Origin of the sequence: Leclercia sp. TB492 (assembly GCF_049974505.2) — a bacterium.
In the GTDB taxonomy this organism is placed as follows: Bacteria; Pseudomonadota; Gammaproteobacteria; order Enterobacterales; family Enterobacteriaceae; genus Enterobacter; species Enterobacter adecarboxylatus_C.
In genome coordinates this window covers 4,574,518-4,592,248 of record NZ_CM127572.1, presented here as the reverse complement: position 1 = coordinate 4,592,248, position 17,731 = coordinate 4,574,518, and the positions used below count along the sequence as shown (strand labels likewise).

The 17,731-nt window shown below is 57.8% G+C and carries 15 protein-coding genes; 6 read left to right on the top strand and 9 right to left on the bottom strand.

Annotation, left to right across the window (positions count from 1 at the left end; translation table 11 throughout):
* Positions 1-6: 6 nt before the first annotated feature.
* Positions 7-852, bottom strand: a complete 846-nt coding sequence (locus ACP4QI_RS21815) for an MIP/aquaporin family protein (protein WP_285129244.1) — start codon at positions 850-852, stop codon at positions 7-9.
* Positions 853-1,255: 403 nt separating this feature from the next.
* On the opposite strand from ACP4QI_RS21815, the gene zapB reads away from it, so the two are divergent.
* Positions 1,256-1,495, top strand: a complete 240-nt coding sequence (zapB, locus tag ACP4QI_RS21810; protein WP_142487567.1) for a septal ring assembly protein ZapB — start codon at positions 1,256-1,258, stop codon at positions 1,493-1,495.
* 107 nt (positions 1,496-1,602) lie between these two features.
* On the opposite strand, the gene rraA is transcribed toward zapB, so the two are convergent.
* The 7 genes from rraA to priA all read right to left on the bottom strand — a co-directional run bounded on the left by rraA (position 1,603) and on the right by priA (position 9,569).
* Positions 1,603-2,088, bottom strand: a complete 486-nt coding sequence (gene rraA, locus ACP4QI_RS21805) for a ribonuclease E activity regulator RraA (protein WP_142487566.1) — start codon at positions 2,086-2,088, stop codon at positions 1,603-1,605.
* Between the two features lie 92 nt (positions 2,089-2,180).
* Positions 2,181-3,101, bottom strand: a complete 921-nt coding sequence (gene menA, locus ACP4QI_RS21800; RefSeq protein WP_426495963.1) for a 1,4-dihydroxy-2-naphthoate polyprenyltransferase — start codon at positions 3,099-3,101, stop codon at positions 2,181-2,183.
* A 69-nt stretch (positions 3,102-3,170) separates the two neighbouring features.
* Entirely contained in the window at positions 3,171-4,502 is a 1,332-nt protein-coding gene (gene hslU, locus ACP4QI_RS21795; RefSeq protein ID WP_142487564.1) for an HslU--HslV peptidase ATPase subunit, read from the bottom strand.
* Between the two features lie 9 nt (positions 4,503-4,511).
* The gene (gene hslV, locus ACP4QI_RS21790) at positions 4,512-5,042 is read right to left on the bottom strand and encodes an ATP-dependent protease subunit HslV (protein WP_039032126.1); all 531 of its coding nucleotides are present in this window, start codon (positions 5,040-5,042) and stop codon (positions 4,512-4,514) included.
* 94 nt (positions 5,043-5,136) lie between these two features.
* The gene (gene ftsN, locus ACP4QI_RS21785) at positions 5,137-6,120 is read right to left on the bottom strand and encodes a cell division protein FtsN (RefSeq protein WP_426495964.1); all 984 of its coding nucleotides are present in this window, start codon (positions 6,118-6,120) and stop codon (positions 5,137-5,139) included.
* Between the two features lie 93 nt (positions 6,121-6,213).
* A complete protein-coding gene (gene cytR, locus ACP4QI_RS21780) occupies positions 6,214-7,239 on the bottom strand; it encodes a DNA-binding transcriptional regulator CytR (protein ID WP_285131234.1) in 1,026 nt (341 codons plus the stop codon).
* 134 nt (positions 7,240-7,373) lie between these two features.
* The gene (priA, locus tag ACP4QI_RS21775) at positions 7,374-9,569 is read right to left on the bottom strand and encodes a primosomal protein N' (protein ID WP_142487561.1); all 2,196 of its coding nucleotides are present in this window, start codon (positions 9,567-9,569) and stop codon (positions 7,374-7,376) included.
* A 202-nt stretch (positions 9,570-9,771) separates the two neighbouring features.
* Here priA and rpmE point away from each other — a divergent pair, with 202 nt between their 5' ends.
* Entirely contained in the window at positions 9,772-9,987 is a 216-nt protein-coding gene (rpmE, locus tag ACP4QI_RS21770; protein ID WP_039032122.1) for a 50S ribosomal protein L31, read from the top strand.
* A gap of 51 nt (positions 9,988-10,038) precedes the next feature.
* Here the strand turns inward: rpmE and metJ are convergent, their stop codons facing one another.
* On the bottom strand, positions 10,039-10,356 hold the full coding sequence (gene metJ, locus ACP4QI_RS21765) for a met regulon transcriptional regulator MetJ (RefSeq protein WP_007369220.1): 318 nt from the start codon (positions 10,354-10,356) through the stop codon (positions 10,039-10,041).
* A gap of 278 nt (positions 10,357-10,634) precedes the next feature.
* Here metJ and metB point away from each other — a divergent pair, with 278 nt between their 5' ends.
* The 4 genes from metB to katG all read left to right on the top strand — a co-directional run bounded on the left by metB (position 10,635) and on the right by katG (position 17,645).
* On the top strand, positions 10,635-11,795 hold the full coding sequence (gene metB, locus ACP4QI_RS21760) for a cystathionine gamma-synthase (RefSeq protein ID WP_142487560.1): 1,161 nt from the start codon (positions 10,635-10,637) through the stop codon (positions 11,793-11,795).
* 2 nt (positions 11,796-11,797) lie between these two features.
* Entirely contained in the window at positions 11,798-14,230 is a 2,433-nt protein-coding gene (locus ACP4QI_RS21755) for a bifunctional aspartate kinase/homoserine dehydrogenase II (protein ID WP_142487559.1), read from the top strand.
* A gap of 208 nt (positions 14,231-14,438) precedes the next feature.
* A complete protein-coding gene (gene metF, locus ACP4QI_RS21750; protein WP_106995794.1) occupies positions 14,439-15,329 on the top strand; it encodes a methylenetetrahydrofolate reductase in 891 nt (296 codons plus the stop codon).
* Positions 15,330-15,473: 144 nt separating this feature from the next.
* Positions 15,474-17,645, top strand: coding sequence for a catalase/peroxidase HPI (gene katG / locus ACP4QI_RS21745; protein ID WP_142487558.1), 2,172 nt, complete (start codon positions 15,474-15,476; stop codon positions 17,643-17,645).
* Positions 17,646-17,731: the final 86 nt, after the last annotated feature.

Sequence of the window (17,731 nt, the reverse complement as noted above, 5' to 3'; positions counted from 1 at the left end):
GTCAGATTACAGCGAAGCTTTTGATTCAGTCGGGGAGAGGCTTTTTTTCTCCTCAACCACACAGGTGTCGCACGGCAGATGGCGTCCAATCAGCTTACGATAGCCGAATGCGCCCAGCGATGCCCCAACGATCGGGCCGAACAGCGGCACCAGGAAGTAGGGAATATCTTTCGCACCGGTAAAGGCCACGTTGCCCCAGCCCGCGAAGAAGGCAAAGGTCTTCGGCCCCAGGTCACGTGCCGGGTTCATGGCGAAGCCGGTCAGTGGTCCCATCGATGCGCCGATGACCGCAATCAGTAAACCAATCAGCAGCGGTGCCAGCGGGCCGCGTGGAATGCCGTTGCCGTCATCACCCAGCGCCATGATGACGCCCATCAAGATAGCGGTGATCACCATCTCCACCGCGAAGGCCTGCACAAAGTTAATATGCGGGTTCGGATAGGTTGAGAAGATGCCGGCCAGCTCGAGGCTCTCGGTACTGCCACGCACCATCTGGTGCGTCTGTTCGAAGTCGATAAACAGATTGTAATAGAGCCCGTAAACTAACGCCGCTGCACAAAAGGCACCGGCAAACTGCGCCACAATAAAGGGCACAACCTTGCGTTTATCGAAGCAAGCAAACAGCCACAGCGCGATGGTAACCGCAGGGTTAAGATGGGCACCTGAAACACCCGCCGTCAGGTAGATGGCCATCGCCACGCCCAGACCCCAGATGATGCTGATTTCCCACTGCCCAAAGCTGGCGCCCGCTACTTTCAGCGCCGCCACGCATCCTACGCCAAAGAAAATCAACAACCCAGTACCCAGGAACTCTGCGATGCACTGGCCTTTCAAGGTTGATGTTTCACTCATAATCGGATCCTGACAGAAAATTAATGGTTATTGTCATCGCGGCGATCGTTACTCTTGCCACGATGTCCTGTAGACACAGTGTTAATTTATCGTTAACGAGCAAAAACGAGAAATATCGAACTTAAAATGTGTGTGCCGCGTCAACAAAATGAGCGATAACGCGCCATTAAGTGTGCGTTAGCGTTTATACGCGGAGGCGGGCTGAAGCATTCCATTAACTAAAGTGTTAACAATTTAGGGGTATATGATGCGAACGCACCAGGAGGAGGCTGAAAAGTGTTGCAAACCGCAATCTGCGCGGTCTGCCGCTGGACAGGGAGGGCGGGGCTCCATACAATCGACACCAGGTGTTGTGCGCGTTTACGTCAAAGCGTCGCCTTGCAAATTCAGGAGAGGTAGGATTATGTCTTTAGAAGTGTTTGAGAAACTGGAATCCAAAGTACAGCAGGCGATTGATACCATCACCCTGCTGCAGATGGAAATCGAAGAGCTGAAAGAAAAAAACAACGCGCTGTCGCAGGAAATTCAGACTGCTCAGCAAGGTCGTGAAGAGCTGGAGCGTGAAAACCACCATCTGCGCGAACAGCAGACCGGCTGGCAGGATCGTCTGCACGCCCTGCTGGGACGTATGGAAGAAGTGTGATTTTCTTTCGACATAAAAAAGCATCCTGAGGATGCTTTTTTTGTTTCTGCAAAAGGCAGAGTAGAATTTGTAGGCCGGGTAAGGCGAAGCCGCCACCCGGCTTTTTGTTACTCAATATCCAGCGGATCTTCCGACAGGATAATACCGGTATTATCGGCATACAGATGGTCGCCGGAGAAGAACGTCACTCCGCCGAAATTGACGCGGACGTCGCTTTCGCCAATGCCTTCACCTGCGGCACCCACCGGAATAGCAGCAATTGCCTGAATGCCGATGTCCAGCTCTTCAAGGTCGTCCACCTGGCGCACTGCGCCATACACCACCATGCCTTCCCACTCGTTTTGCGTGGCGAGACGGGCAAGTTCTGCATCGATTAATGCGCGACGCACGGAGCCGCCGCCGTCAATCAGCAGAATGCGACCACGGCCGTTCTGTTCGAGCAGATCGTACAGCAACCCGTTGTCCTCAAAACATTTCACCGTGATGATCTGTCCGCCAAACGATGACCGTCCTCCAAAGTTGGAAAACAGCGGTTCTACGACGTTGATATCTTCCTGGTAGATGTCACAAAGCTCAGAGGTATCGTATTTCATAGGCTTAAGGTTCAGTTGCTGCGAGTGATTTCAGTATATCGCGCGAAACGCATTGTTGGCAAAATCATCAATTGTTAATTGATATTTGTCAGCTAGCTCAGCGTCTGGCTGAGCACTATTCCCACCACGAACAACAGGTTAGTAAGCAGTGCCCCTTTTACCGTGCGTTCCAGCATTGGCGGCATGGCCGAGGCGCTCTGTTCGCGGATCACGTACCGCGCCTGTTTGACCAGCAGCGGCGTGGCGAGCACAAACAGCCAGCCCCACAGGCTGTGCAGGGAAAGCAGGTTAAACAACGCCAGACAGAGCAGGGCGCCCATTAGCAGGCAGGCATGGTAGCGGCGCGCATTTACCGGCCCCAGACGGACCGCCAGGGTGTTTTTCCCGTTCAGTCGATCGCTGTCGATATCGCGCAGGTTGTTAATGTTGAGCACCGCCGTCGCCAGCATGCCGCAGGCGGTGGCCGGCAGGAACAGGGCCGGGATCAGGGTATGTGCCTGCAGATACCAACTGCCCATCACGCTCAGCCAGCCGAAGAACACCAGCACCGAAATGTCGCCCAGCCCGATGTATCCGTAAGGGCGGGTGCCGACGGTATAGGTTATCGCCGCAACAATCGCCAGCAGGCCGAGCACGAGGAAGCCAACCGCATCCGCAGGGGTTTTACAGGCCACCAGCACCAGCGCAATCCCGGAGAGACAAATCAGCACCACGGTGATAATCAGCGCCCGCTTCATCTGCGCCTGAGTGATCACCCCTTTCTGCATCCCGCGCAAAGGCCCGATACGGTCGGGTTTATCGCTGCCCTTAACGGCATCGCCATAGTCGTTGGCGAGGTTAGAGAGGATTTGCAGGAGCCCGGCGGTGATCAGCGCCAGCGCAGCCACCAGAGGGTCGAAATGTCCCTGCCACCACGCCAGGGCTGTGCCCACCACAATGGCGGCGAAAGCGAGAGGAAGGGTTTTAGGACGCAGGCTTTCCAGCCAGGCACGCGTACGGCTGATTTTAGTCATAGGATGTTTAGCCAATAAAAATGGGGCTTTTCAGCCCCATCATCAGTGATGAAAATGCAATGACCGCGATTATAAGATAAAACGGCTCAGATCTTCATCTGCTACTAAAGCATCAAGGTGCTTACTCACATAGTCGGCATCAATGGTAATGCTTTGACCATTCAGGTCGCTTGCATCATAGGAGATGTCTTCCATCAGGCGTTCCAGTACGGTGTGCAGGCGACGTGCGCCGATGTTTTCGGTGGTTTCGTTAACCTGCCACGCCGCCTGGGCGATACGCTTGATACCGTCTTCGGTGAACTCAATGTTCACGCCTTCGGTCGCCATCAGCGCTTTGTACTGTACGGTCACAGAGGCGTTCGGCTCGGTCAGGATGCGCTCGAAGTCTTCGGTGGTCAGCGCCTGCAATTCAACGCGGATCGGCAGACGACCCTGCAGTTCCGGGATCAGGTCAGACGGCTTGGCCACCTGGAATGCGCCAGAGGCGATAAACAGAATGTGGTCGGTTTTCACCATGCCGTGCTTGGTGGAGACGGTGCAGCCTTCAACCAGCGGCAGCAGGTCGCGCTGTACGCCTTCACGGGAGACGTCCGGACCGTTGGACTCACCGCGCTTACAGATTTTATCGATCTCATCGATAAACACGATGCCGTGCTGCTCTACAGCGTCGATGGCGTCCTGCTTCAGCTCTTCCGGGTTCACCAGTTTTGCGGCTTCTTCTTCAATCAGCAGCTTCATCGCATCTTTGATTTTCAGCTTACGCGGCTTCTGCTTCTGCCCGCCCAGGTTCTGGAACATGGACTGGAGCTGGCTGGTCATCTCTTCCATGCCCGGAGGGGACATGATTTCCACGCCCATCGGCGCGGCGGCGAGATCGATCTCAATCTCTTTGTCATCCAGCTGGCCTTCGCGCAGTTTTTTGCGGAATGCCTGGCGTGCAGCAGACGGCTCTGCAGGTTGCTCTGCCTGGCCCCAGTTGTTTTTCGCCGGTGGGATCAGGACGTCCAGCACGCGCTCTTCCGCCATCTCTTCGGCGCGATAGCGGTTTTTCTCGATGGACTGGACGCGTACCATTTTGATTGCGGAATCGGTCAGATCGCGGATGATAGAGTCCACTTCTTTCCCGACATAGCCCACTTCGGTGAACTTCGTCGCTTCAACTTTGATAAAAGGCGCGTTCGCCAGTTTGGCCAGGCGACGGGCGATCTCGGTTTTACCGACACCGGTTGGGCCGATCATCAGAATGTTTTTTGGCGTTACTTCATGGCGCAGTACTTCATCCAGCTGCATACGACGCCAGCGGTTACGCAGGGCGATCGCCACGGAACGCTTGGCGTTATCCTGGCCGATGATGTGTTTGTTCAGTTCGCTGACAATTTCGCGTGGAGTCATTTCAGACATGAGAAATCCTTACGCCTTAGACGGCAATTCTTCGATGGTGTGGAAGTGGTTGGTGTAGATGCAGATATCACCTGCAATATCCAACGCCTTCACAGCGATATCGCGCGCGCTCAGGTCGGAGTTTTCCAACAGCGCGCGAGCGGCGGCCTGGGCGTACGGGCCGCCGGAACCGATAGCAATCAGATCGTTTTCTGGCTGGACCACGTCACCGTTACCGGTGATGATCAGCGAGGCATTTTCATCGGCTACCGCCAACAGCGCTTCGAGTTTGCGCAGCATGCGGTCGGTACGCCAGTCCTTCGCCAGCTCAACGGCGGCTTTCACCAGATGGCCCTGATGCATTTCCAGTTTGCGTTCAAACAGTTCAAACAGCGTGAAGGCGTCAGCAGTACCGCCTGCAAAACCGGCGATCACTTTGTCGTTATACAGACGACGCACTTTTTTCACGTTGCCTTTCATGACGGTATTACCCAGCGTGGCCTGGCCATCACCGGCAATCACCACCTGGCCGTTACGGCGTACACTTACTATTGTTGTCACGAGCAGACCCCCTGGTTACAGAATCGGGAAACAGAAGCCCTGAGCCTGTGCTCAGGGCTGAATAGAATGATAGATGGGGGGGATTTTGGGGGTTTCAACCCCCGGAAGCGAGTCGAATGCAGTTTGTGTGACCTGCCATCTTCAGACGAGAGATGGTGCCATCGGCATTGTCTTTACCTTTGACCGGGCCAATCACCACGCGATTCCAGCCGTTGTTGGTGGTGATGCGTGAATCAAAGCCTTCAAAAGCCAGCTGCGCACGCACGGTTTCTGCCTGCTCTGCGCCTTTAAAGGAGCCGCACTGCACCATCCAGCGGCGTTCGTCTTTCTTCGCAGCCGTCTGCTTTGGCGCCTCTGTCTCTTTGGTGATCGGCGCGGCTTTCGGCTGCTGGGCGGTGGTATGCGCCGGGGTCTGCAGCAGATCCTGATATGGCTGATTTTGCTTAGCCGGCTGCGCTTTAGGCTGCTGAACCGGCTGCGTCTGCGCGGTACGCGGTTGCTGATACGGCTGTTCCGTTACCCGCGGCTGCGCTTTCGGCTGCTGTACCGTCTGGCTCTGCGCCCACTGCTGTTGTTGCTGTTGCTGCTGAATTTGTTGCTGCGCCTGACGTTGACGCTGGAGCGTTTGCTGGCGCTGCGCCGCCGTCTGCTCATTCCACGGCACTTCGTTGAGCTGGGTAGGCTGCTGGCGCATATCGGCCTGCATCTGAGCCAGCAGCTGACGCTGTTCGTTGGTTAACTGGGTAGGATCCACCACCTCGCCACCGGCAGAAGGTTCTGTCGGCGCGCGGACGCCCGGCTGGCGGCTCTCAAGCTCTTTGATATAGCGCCAGCGCTCTTCCGGCTTCGGTGGTAAGCCATTGCCGACAACTTTATTGCCCTGCAGCGCTTCCGCTTCTTCTTTTTTATGGTGCGTAATGAACCAGAGGCCGCCGATGAATGCCACCAGTACCGCCGCTGCAATCGCGACCATGGCAGGCGAGACCGCAGGCAGGCTGCGTTGCGGGCTCCGTGAGCTACTCTTTTTGCGTCGCGAAGGTGCCGGCTGGCCGCGACGTACATAATCTCGTTGTGCCACTATCGTTTCGCTGTATTTATTCGTTTGTCAGCCCGCCATGTTACTTAAGCGGCGGGCCTTTGACCAGTCGAGGAAGTCTGAAAGGCGGCGGCTTTACGTTAGCGGCTGGGTTGAGCCGCGAACGATCAATTCGCAGTCCAGTAAACGGGAACCGCTGCTGACCGTCTGGCCGTTGAGTTGATCCAATAACAGCAGCATCGCTTCCCGGCCAATCTCATAGCGAGGCTGCGCCACGGTTGTGAGCGGCGGATCGCAAAACTCAGACAGGGAAATGTTATCGAAGCCAATGATGGAGAGGTCTTTCGGCACATTCAGACCGTGCCGCTTCGCATACGAGAGTGCGCCGAGCGCCATCACGTCGCTGTGACAGAACACCGCGGTCGGCGGCTGTGGCAGCGACAGCAGTTTTTCCAGCGCCAGCCCGCCTGCGGCATAGGTAAAGTCGCCCCGGGCAATATAGTGTGGATCCACCGTCACCCCGGTGCGGCGCAGCGCCTGAACGTAGCCCTGCAGGCGATAATGACACAGCGGCATCTCTTCCGGCCCGGCGATGCAGCCGATGCGTTTATGGCCCAGCTCCTGCAGATAGTTCACGGCGTTGAACGCAGCGGTGAGGTTATCAATGTGAACGGTAGGCAGTTCCAGCTCGGGGGCGAACTCGTTGGCCATCACCATCGGCGGCAGGTTGCGCTGCTCTTCAATGCTGGCATCGAAGGGCAGGCGTGAACCGAGCAGCAGCATGCCGTCGATCTGCTTGGTAATGATCAGGTCGATGAAGGTTTTTTCCTGCTGGTTCTGGTGGGCGCAGTCGCCAATCAGCACCAGGTAACCCTGGGCCGCGGCGGTCACTTCAATGCCGCGGATGATTTCGCTGAAAAAGGGATCGCAGATGTCGGGCACAATGACCAGGATGGTGCGGGATTCGTTACGTTTGACGTTACGTCCCATCGCCTGGGGCAGATAACCCACCTCCAGCGCAGCCTGCTCAACACGATTGCGTGTGGTCTGAGAGACTTTATCGGGATTCATTAAGGCTCGGGATACCGTTGCCGTTGAGACTTTTGCTTTCAGGGCAACATCTTTCATGGTCGCTGAGGCGACCTCTTTCCTGGACTTCAACCTCTTCTCCTCGCCGGCGTATCACCGCTCTTCTGACTGAATCAGTTTTATCAGATTGCGAATGGAAGCGGTTACAGAATTTTCATAAAAAGTGTGAGGCATGTTGAATTTTTCGATCCGCCTCCCACCATTTTTTAGCTTTCGATGGGATCGACGTCCAGCACCCACTTCACTTTGCGCGCTTCCGGCAGCGTGTTAATTAACGCCAGGGTACCGCTGACGATATGTTGCAGGCGGATCCGCGACGGGTGTTGCAGCAGGATTTGCCAGCGGTAGCGCCCGCCGCGTTTCGGTGCCAGTGCCGGAACCGGGCCTAAAATCCACAGCTGATTATCCACCAGCGGGCTGGCCTGCAGCAGATTGCGCAGCTGCTGGAGGAACAGCGGTGCCTGCTGGTTGTTGTGATCCTCGGCGCGGATAATCACATGGCTGGTCCAGGGCGGTAATTGCAGGGTCTGGCGCTCGGCCAGCGCCTGCTCGGCAAAGGCGTCATAGCCTTTATGCAACAGGGTTTGCAGCAGCGGATGCTCGGGATGGTGAGTTTGCAGCACGACTTCGCCCTGCTTGCCGGCACGCCCGGCGCGGCCTGCCACCTGGGTATAGAGCTGGGCAAAGCGCTCTGCGGAGCGGAAATCCGCCGAGAACAGCGCGCCGTCAACGTCCAGCAGCGCCACCAGCGTCACGTCCGGGAAGTGGTGCCCTTTCGCCAGCATCTGGGTGCCAATCAGGATCCGCGCTCCGCCGCGATGCACTTCCGCCAGCTGCTGCTCAAGCGCCCCCTTGCGGCTGGTGGTGTCGCGGTCGATACGCGAGATCGCCACGCCGGGGAAGAAGGGGGTTAACGCCTGTTCCAGCTGCTCGGTGCCCAGCCCGACCGGCACCATATGCGTCGAGCCGCAGGACGGACACTGACGCGGGATCGGCCGCTGGCTGTCGCAGTGGTGACAGCGCAGGTGGTGCTGGGCCTGATGCAGAGTGTAGTAATGATCGCAGCGCGGGCATTCGGCTATCCAGCCGCAATCATGGCAAAGCAGCGCCGGGGCAAAACCGCGCCGGTTGAGAAACAGGATCACCTGGTTGTTGGCCTGCAGATGCTGGCGCATGCGGGCGATCAGCGCCGGGGCTAGTCCCGCCTGCACCTGCTGGCCTTTCAGATCGAGAACATGTTGTACGGCAGGGCGCGCATTCCCCGCCCGGCGCGTCAGGCGCAGCATGTGGTATTTGCGCTGGCGCACGTTGTGCAGCGTCTCCAGCGCAGGGGTGGCCGAGCCGAGGATAATCGGGATCTGCTCGCTGTGGGCGCGGTACACCGCCAGATCGCGGGCGTGATAGCGCCAGCCTTCCTGCTGTTTATAGGAGCTGTCGTGCTCTTCGTCGATGACGATCACACCCAGGTTTTTGAACGGTGTGAACAGCGACGAGCGGGTGCCAATCACGATCGCCGCTTCGCCATTTCGGGCTTTCAGCCAGGCGCTGAGGCGTTCGCTGTCGTTTAAACCGGAGTGCAGCACCTCGACCGGGGCGTTAAACCGCTCGCGGAAACGGGCGATGGTCTGCGGGGTCAGGCCGATTTCCGGCACCATCACCAGGGCCTGCTTGCCCTGTGCCAGCACGTTTTCCAGCACGCTCAGATAGACTTCAGTCTTACCGGAGCCGGTGACGCCCGCCAGCAGCCAGGCCGAGAAGCGATCCGAGGCGCTGTGGATCGCCCCGACGGCGGTGGCCTGTTCGGTATTAAGACGCAGGCGATCACCCGCCACGCTAAAGCCGTCGCGCCAGTCGACCAGCGCAGGGGCTTCGCAGGCCAGCTCGCTCAGCCCCTTTTTGCGTAAGCTCTGCAGCGCCGCGTCGTTAAAATCGAGGCTTTCAACCTGATGACGCCAGATCCTGCCCTGGCGTAACGCCGCCAGCGCCTGCTGCTGTTTTGGGGAGCGTTTCAGGCTGTTGATATCCACCGCTTGCCCCTGCTCGGTGGCAAACCAGTACCACATCGGCGCGTGGCTGGCGCTTTTACCCTGCCGCAGCAGAATGGGCAGGGCGTGGAACAGCACGTCGCCAATGGGATGGTGATAGTAGTCGGCGGCCCACAGCAGCAGGCGCCAGACGCTATCCGAGAACACCGGCTCATCGTCCAGCACCTCCACCACGCTTTTCAGCTCATTGAGGGGCAGCTCGCTTTTCTCGCTCACGGAGACCACAATGCCCACCCGCTGCTGTTTGCCAAAGGGCACCGTCACGCGACAGCCCGCTTTGGCCTGCATGCTGTCCGGGAGCAGGTAATCAAAGGTACGGGGAAGCGGAACGGGCAGGGCAACGTGAGCAACGGGCATCGAATCTTCCTGACTTGAAAAGTGGCGCGTTAGTATACACATTAGTGAAAGACGGCGTGCGGATCAGTTTGCATACCCTGGTTAAATTCTGTATGATTCGCCGCCTTTGGTGCACTTTGCATCAAAGAACTTACATTCAACATCGCGTGGTGTCTGGCGTTAGGGCTGGAAGAGCGACGCGGCCTTAACTGAGGTTCTCCCCATGAAAAAAGATATCCATCCTAAATACGAAATGATTACTGCAAACTGCTCTTGCGGTAACTCTATCCAGATCCGCTCTACCGTGGGCCACGATCTGAACCTGGACGTGTGCGGCCAGTGCCACCCGTTCTACACTGGTAAGCAGCGTGACGTTGCAACCGGTGGCCGTGTTGACCGCTTCAACAAGCGTTTCAGCATCCCGGGCTCTTCCAAGTAAGATGCATCCCGAAAAAAAAGCGCCGCAAGGCGCTTTTTTTATATCTGTAAATCAGTATTCCCACGTATCCGGGTCGATACCCAGCTCACGCATGATCACCTTCGCCTCTTCCGGAATTTCGTCACTACGCTCTTTGCGCAGGTCTTCATCGTTCGGCAACGGTTGACCGGTAAACGCGTGCAGGAACGCTTCGCACAGCAGTTCGCTGTTGGTAGCGTGACGCAGGTTATTCACCTGACGACGCGTGCGTTCATCGGTGAGGATCTTTAACACCTTCAGAGGAATGGAAACCGTAATTTTTTTTACTTGTTCACTCTTCTTACCGTGCTCAGCGTATGGGCTGATATATTCGCCGCTCCATTCAGCCATGAGATACCTTTAATCCTCTCTGTCATTAATATGAGGCCGATACCGCAGCGGTTCGCAGGGTTTCGCGCCATAATCTTGCGTAGTTTACCGTAGAGACGCCACCGTGACACGGATATTGCCTCTGCGTTATGCGCTAAAGCATGTAATTTTAACGGCTATTTGCGTATTGCTCAATCTATACGCAAAGAAGTTTAGATGTCCAGATGTATTGACGTCCATATAATCAATGTTTACTCTGGTGCCTGACTTTTCATCCATTAAGCCAGGAAGCCTTCACCATGACGCGTAAACAGGCCACCATCGCAGTGCGTAGCGGATTGAATGATGACGAACAGTACGGCTGCGTTGTCCCGCCGATTCATCTCTCCAGTACCTATAACTTCACCGGATTTAATGAACCACGCGCCCATGACTACTCGCGCCGTGGCAACCCGACGCGTGATGTCACCCAGCGTGCGCTGGCGGAACTGGAAGGCGGCGCAGGCGCGGTGATGACCAATACCGGCATGTCGGCTATCCACCTGGTGACCACCGTGTTCCTGAAGCCTGGCGATCTGCTGGTGGCCCCGCACGACTGCTACGGCGGCAGCTACCGTCTGTTCGACAGCCTGGCGAAGCGCGGTTGCTATCGCGTGCTGTTTGTCGATCAGGGTGATGAGCAGGCGCTGAAACAGGCGCTGGCAGAAAAACCGAAGCTGGTTTTAATCGAGAGTCCAAGCAACCCGCTGCTGCGCGTGGTGGATATTGCGAAAATTTGTCAGCTTACGAGGGATGCGGGAGCGATAAGTGTAGTGGATAATACCTTCCTCAGTCCGGCCTTGCAGAACCCGCTGGCGCTGGGAGCAGATCTGGTATTGCATTCATGCACCAAATACCTGAACGGCCACTCTGACGTCGTGGCCGGGGTCGTGATTGCTAAAGATCCGGAGCTTGTCACCGAACTGGCATGGTGGGCGAATAATATCGGCGTCACCGGCAGTGCGTTTGACAGCTATCTGTTGTTACGCGGGCTGCGTACCCTGTCGCCGCGTATGGAGGTGGCGCAGCGTAATGCCCAGGCGATTGTCGATTTCCTGAAGACCCAGCCGCTGGTGAAGAAGCTTTATCACCCGTCGCTGCCGGAGAATCAGGGGCACGAGATTGCTGCGCGTCAACAAAAGGGTTTTGGCGCGATGTTAAGTTTCGAACTGGATGGCGATGAGCAGACGCTGCGTCGCTTCCTGAGCGGGTTGTCACTGTTTACGCTGGCGGAATCATTAGGGGGAGTCGAAAGCTTAATCTCCCACGCCGCAACAATGACGCACGCAGGCATGGCACCAGAAGCGCGTGCCGCCGCCGGGATCTCTGAGACGCTGCTGCGTATCTCAACCGGTATTGAAGATTGTGAAGATTTAATTGCCGATCTGGAAAATGGCTTCCGGGTCGCAGCCAAGGGGTAATCATGAGTGTGATAGCGCAGGCAGGGGCGAAGGGTCGCCAGCTGCACAAGTTTGGTGGTAGTAGTCTTGCTGATGTGAAATGTTACCTGCGGGTCGCGGGGATCATGGCAGAGTATTCGATGCCGGGGGACATGATGGTTGTCTCTGCGGCAGGCAGCACCACCAATCAGTTGATTAGCTGGCTGAAGTTAAGCCAGACCGATCGTCTCTCTGCGCATCAGGTTCAACAAGCGTTACGCCGTTACCAGAGTGAACTGATCGCCGGTTTATTGCCTGCCGACGTGGCCGATGGCCTGATTAGCACCTTTATCCAGGATCTGGAGCGGCTGGCCGGTTTACTCGACAGCGGCGTCACCGACGCCGTCTATGCCGAAGTGGTGGGCCACGGTGAAGTGTGGTCTGCCCGTCTGATGGCAGCCGTTCTGCAACAGCAGGGCCTGGAAGCGGCCTGGCTGGACGCACGTGATTTCCTGCGTGCCGAGCGCGGCGCCCAGCCGCAGGTTGATGAAGGCCTCTCTTATCCTCTGCTCCAGCAGCTGTTGGTGCAGCACCCGAATAAACGTATTGTCGTGACCGGCTTTATCAGCCGCAGCAACGCGGGTGAAACCGTATTGCTGGGACGTAACGGCTCCGACTACTCCGCAACGCAGATCGGTGCTCTGGCGGGCGTATCCCGCGTCACCATCTGGAGCGACGTAGCCGGTGTCTACAGCGCTGACCCGCGTAAGGTTAAAGATGCCTGCCTGCTGCCGCTATTGCGTCTCGACGAAGCCAGCGAGCTGGCCCGTCTGGCGGCCCCGGTGCTTCACGCCCGTACCCTGCAGCCGGTTTCCGGCAGCGATATCGACCTGCAGCTGCGTTGTAGCTATACGCCGGATCAGGGCTCGACCCGTATTGAGCGCGTGCTGGCCTCCGGCACGGGGGCGCGTATCGTCACCAGCCATGACGATATCTGCCTGATCGAATTCCTCGTCCCTGCCGGACATGATTTCAAACAGACGCATAAAGAGATCGACCTGATCCTGAAGCGGGCCCACATCCGCCCGCTGGCGGTGGGGGTGCACACTGACCGTCACCTGCTGCAGTTCTGCTACACCGCAGAAGTGGCCGACAGCGCGCTGAAAATCCTCGATGAAGCGGGCCTGCCGGGCGAGCTTCGTCTGCGTCAGGGGCTGGCGCTGATTGCGATGGTAGGCGCGGGCGTTACCCGTAATCCGCTGCACTGCCACCGCTTCTGGCAGCAGCTGAAAGGTCAACCGGTAGAGTTTACCTGGCAGTCGGAAGAGGGGATCAGTCTGGTGGCGGTGATGCGTACCGGGCCAACCGAGAGCCTGATCCAGGGCCTGCACCAGTCCCTATTCCGCGCTGAAAAACGTATCGGCCTGGTGCTGTTTGGTAAAGGCAACATCGGCTCCCGCTGGCTGGAGCTGTTTGCCCGCGAACAGACCACGCTCTCGGCACGTACCGGCTTTGAATTTGTGCTGGCGGGCGTAGTGGATAGCCGCCGCAGCCTGCTCAGCTACGAAGGGCTGGATGCCAGCCGTGCGCTGGCCTTCTTTAACGACGAAGCCATTGAGCAGGATGAAGAGTCGCTGTTCCTGTGGATGCGCGCTCACCCATACGATGACCTGGTGGTGCTGGATGTGACCGCCAGCGAGCAGCTGGCCGATCAGTATCTCGATTTTGCCAGCCACGGTTTCCACGTCATCAGCGCCAACAAACTGGCGGGCGCCAGCAATACCCGCAACTATCGCCAGATCCACGACGCCTTTGAAAAAACGGGTCGTCACTGGCTGTACAACGCCACCGTGGGTGCCGGTTTGCCGGTGAACCACACCGTGCGCGATCTGATTGAAAGCGGCGACAGCATTCTGGCGATCAGCGGTATTTTCTCTGGCACCCTGTCGTGGCTGTTCCTGCAGTTTGATGGCACCGTGCCCTTCACCGACCTGGTGGATCAGGCGTGGCAGCAGGGGCTGACCGAGCCCGACCCGCGCGTCGATCTCTCCGGTAAAGACGTGATGCGCAAGCTGGTGATTGTGGCGCGTGAAGCGGGCTACGACATCGAGCCGAATCAGGTGCGTGTGGAGTCGCTGGTGCCGGCAGGCTGCGAAGAGGGGTCTGTCGATCACTTCTTCGAGAACGGCGATGCCCTGAACGAGCAGATGTTACAGCGCCTGGAAGCGGCCCGCGAAATGGGTCTGGTTCTGCGCTACGTGGCGCGTTTCGATGCCAATGGTAAAGCGCGGGTCGGCGTTGAGGCCGTACGCCCGGAACATCCGCTGGCGGCGCTGCTGCCGTGCGATAACGTCTTCGCCATCGAAAGCCGCTGGTATCGCGATAACCCGCTGGTGATCCGCGGTCCGGGCGCGGGCCGCGACGTGACCGCCGGGGCGATCCAGTCAGATATCAATCGTCTGGCGCAGCTGTTGTAGCCCCTATGTTTCTCCCTCTCCCCACAGGGGAGAGGGAGCAGTCACCCCCACCCTGAACTTTTTTCACCTTCCCTGAACATTCCTCACCGTCAATGATGATATTTTCAGTTGACGCCAGTCCGCTTTTCCGTCATTTTTACATCTGGACGTCTAAACGTATAGAAGTTCGAACACAACACATAACGACACGCGATTGATGAGGTAAGGTATGAGCTTTTTTCACGCCAACCAGCGGGAAGCCCTGAATCAGAGCCTGGCTGAAGTAAACGGCCAGATTAATGTCTCTTTTGAATTTTTCCCGCCGCGCACCAGTGAAATGGAGCAGACCCTGTGGGCCTCTATCGATCGCCTGAGCAGCCTGAAGCCGAAATTTGTCTCGGTGACCTACGGTGCGAACTCCGGCGAGCGCGACCGCACGCACAGCATCATCAAAGGCATTAAGGATCGTACCGGTCTGGAAGCCGCGCCGCATCTGACCTGTATCGACGCCACCCGCGACGAACTGCGCACTATCGCCCAGGATTACTGGAACAACGGCATCCGTCACATCGTGGCCCTGCGCGGCGACCTGCCGCCGGGCAGCGGTAAGCCGGACATGTACGCGACCGATCTGGTGGCGTTGCTGAAAGAGGTGGGCGACTTCGACATCTCCGTGGCGGCTTACCCGGAAGTGCACCCGGAAGCGAAAAGCGCCCAGGCAGATCTGCTCAACCTGAAACGCAAAGTGGATGCCGGCGCCAACCGCGCCATCACCCAGTTCTTCTTTGATGTCGAAAGCTATCTGCGCTTCCGCGACCGTTGCGTCTCTGCCGGTATCGACGTTGAAATTATTCCGGGCATTCTGCCGGTCTCTAACTTCAAGCAGGCGAAGAAATTTGCCGACATGACCAACGTGCGTATCCCGCTGTGGATGGCGAAGATGTACGAAGGCCTGGACGATGACGCCGAAACCCGCAAGCTGGTGGGGGCCAATATCGCCATGGATATGGTGAAGATTTTAAGCCGCGAAGGGGTGAAAGATTTCCATTTTTATACCCTTAACCGCGCCGAAATGAGCTACGCGATCTGCCATACGCTGGGGGTTCGCCCGGGTCTGTAACGGCAAAGCCCTCAATAATATGGGGGCTTTTATATTTCAGGCAGATATCAACGGTATTAACTATCAAATCTGTGGATGGTTTCAATTATCTCTTGTTCCCGGTGGTGTATATCCTAACGATAAAACCATAGAGGGAGCAGAGCGATGAGTACGTCCGACGAGAATCAGAATTCAGGTAAGTGCCCTTTCCATCAGGGCAGTTATGACAAGAGCGCGGGTGCCGGCACCAACAGCCGGGACTGGTGGCCCAAACAGCTTCGTATCGACCTTCTTAATCAGCACTCCGAACGTTCCAACCCGCTAGGCAAAGACTTCAACTACCGCAAAGAATTCAGCAAATTAGACTACTCCGCCCTGAAAGGCGATCTGAAAGCCCTGCTCACCGATTCCCAGCCGTGGTGGCCTGCGGACTGGGGCAGCTACGCCGGTCTGTTCATCCGTATGGCGTGGCACGGCGCGGGGACCTACCGCTCCGTGGACGGACGCGGCGGCGCGGGCCGGGGTCAACAGCGTTTCTCTCCTCTCAACTCCTGGCCGGATAACGTCAGCCTCGATAAGGCGCGTCGTCTGCTGTGGCCGATCAAGCAAAAATATGGGCAGAAAATCTCCTGGGCTGATCTGTTTATTCTTGCCGGTAACGTGGCGCTGGAGAACTCCGGCTTCCGTACCTTTGGCTTTGGTGCCGGGCGTGAAGACGTCTGGGAGCCGGATCTGGACGTTAACTGGGGCGATGAGAAAGCCTGGCTCGAGCATCGTCATCCCGAAAGCCTGGCGAAAAGCGCCGTTGGCGCCACCGAGATGGGGCTGATCTACGTGAACCCGGAAGGGCCAAACGCCAGCGGTGAACCGCTATCTGCGGCGGCGGCGATCCGCGCCACCTTCGGCAACATGGGGATGAACGATGAAGAGACCGTCGCGCTGATTGCCGGAGGTCATACGCTGGGTAAAACTCACGGTGCCGGGGAAGCGACCCACGTGGGTATCGATCCGGAAGGCGGCCCGCTTGAAGCGCAGGGCCTGGGCTGGGCCAGTACACACGGCAGCGGTTTCGGTGCCGACACCATTACCTCCGGTCTGGAAGTGATCTGGTCCCAGACGCCGACCCAGTGGAGCAACTACTTCTTTGAGAACCTGTATAAATACGACTGGGTGCAGACCCGCAGTCCGGCAGGTGCTATCCAGTTCGAAGCGTCGAATGCGCCGGAAATCATGCCCGATCCCTTCGACCCGTCGAAAAAACGTAAACCGACCATGCTGGTTACCGACCTGACGCTGCGTTTCGATCCTGAATTCGACAAGATTTCCCGACGTTTCCTTAACGATCCGCAGGCCTTTAACGAAGCCTTCGCCCGGGCGTGGTTCAAACTGACCCACCGAGATATGGGGCCGATTGCACGTTATATCGGGCCGGAAGTGCCGAAAGAAGAGCTGATTTGGCAGGATCCGCTGCCACAGCCGTTCTTCCATCCGACCGCGGAAGATATTCAAAGCCTGAAAGAGGATATTGCGGCTTCCGGGCTCTCGGTCAGCGAGCTGGTGTCGGTGGCATGGGCCTCGGCATCCACCTTCCGTGGTGGCGATAAGCGTGGTGGGGCCAACGGTGCCCGTCTGGCGCTGGCACCGCAGCGCAGCTGGGATGTCAACGCCGTAGCCGCGCGCGTGCTGCCGGTGCTGGAAGGTATTTATAAATCGGCGCATAAGGCGTCCCTGGCTGACATCATCGTGCTGGCGGGTGTGGTGGGCGTTGAGCAGGCGGCCAAAGCCGCTGGCGTCAACATCACCGTGCCCTTTACGCCGGGCCGGGTTGACGCGCGCCAGGATCAGACCGATATCGGCATGTTTACGCTGCTGCAGCCGGTTGCCGATGGTTTCCGTAACTACCGGGCGGCGATCGACGTGTCGACCACCGAATCGTTGCTGATTGATAAAGCGCAGCAGCTGACGCTGACCGCGCCAGAGATGACGGTGCTGCTGGGCGGGCTGCGCGTGCTGGGCGCTAACTTCGATGGCGGTAAGAGCGGTGTCTTTACCGATCGCGTGGGCGTACTCAGCACGGACTTCTTCGTCAATCTGCTGGATATGGGCACCCAGTGGAAGGCCACCGACGAGTCCAGCGAGCTGTTTGAAGGCCGCGACCGCGTGAGCGGGGACGTGAAATACCTGGCGAGCCGTGCTGACCTAGTGTTTGGTTCCAACTCCGTGCTGCGCGCCCTGGCTGAGGTTTATGCCAGCAGCGATGCCCACGAGAAGTTCGTGAAGGACTTTGTGGCGGCATGGGTGAAAGTGATGAACCTCGACCGGTTTGATCTGCTGTAAACCAGAAAATCCCCGCTTCGGCGGGGATTTTTTTGCCCGGCGGCGCTGCGCTTGCACGGGCCTACGGGTTTTGTAGGCCGGGTAAG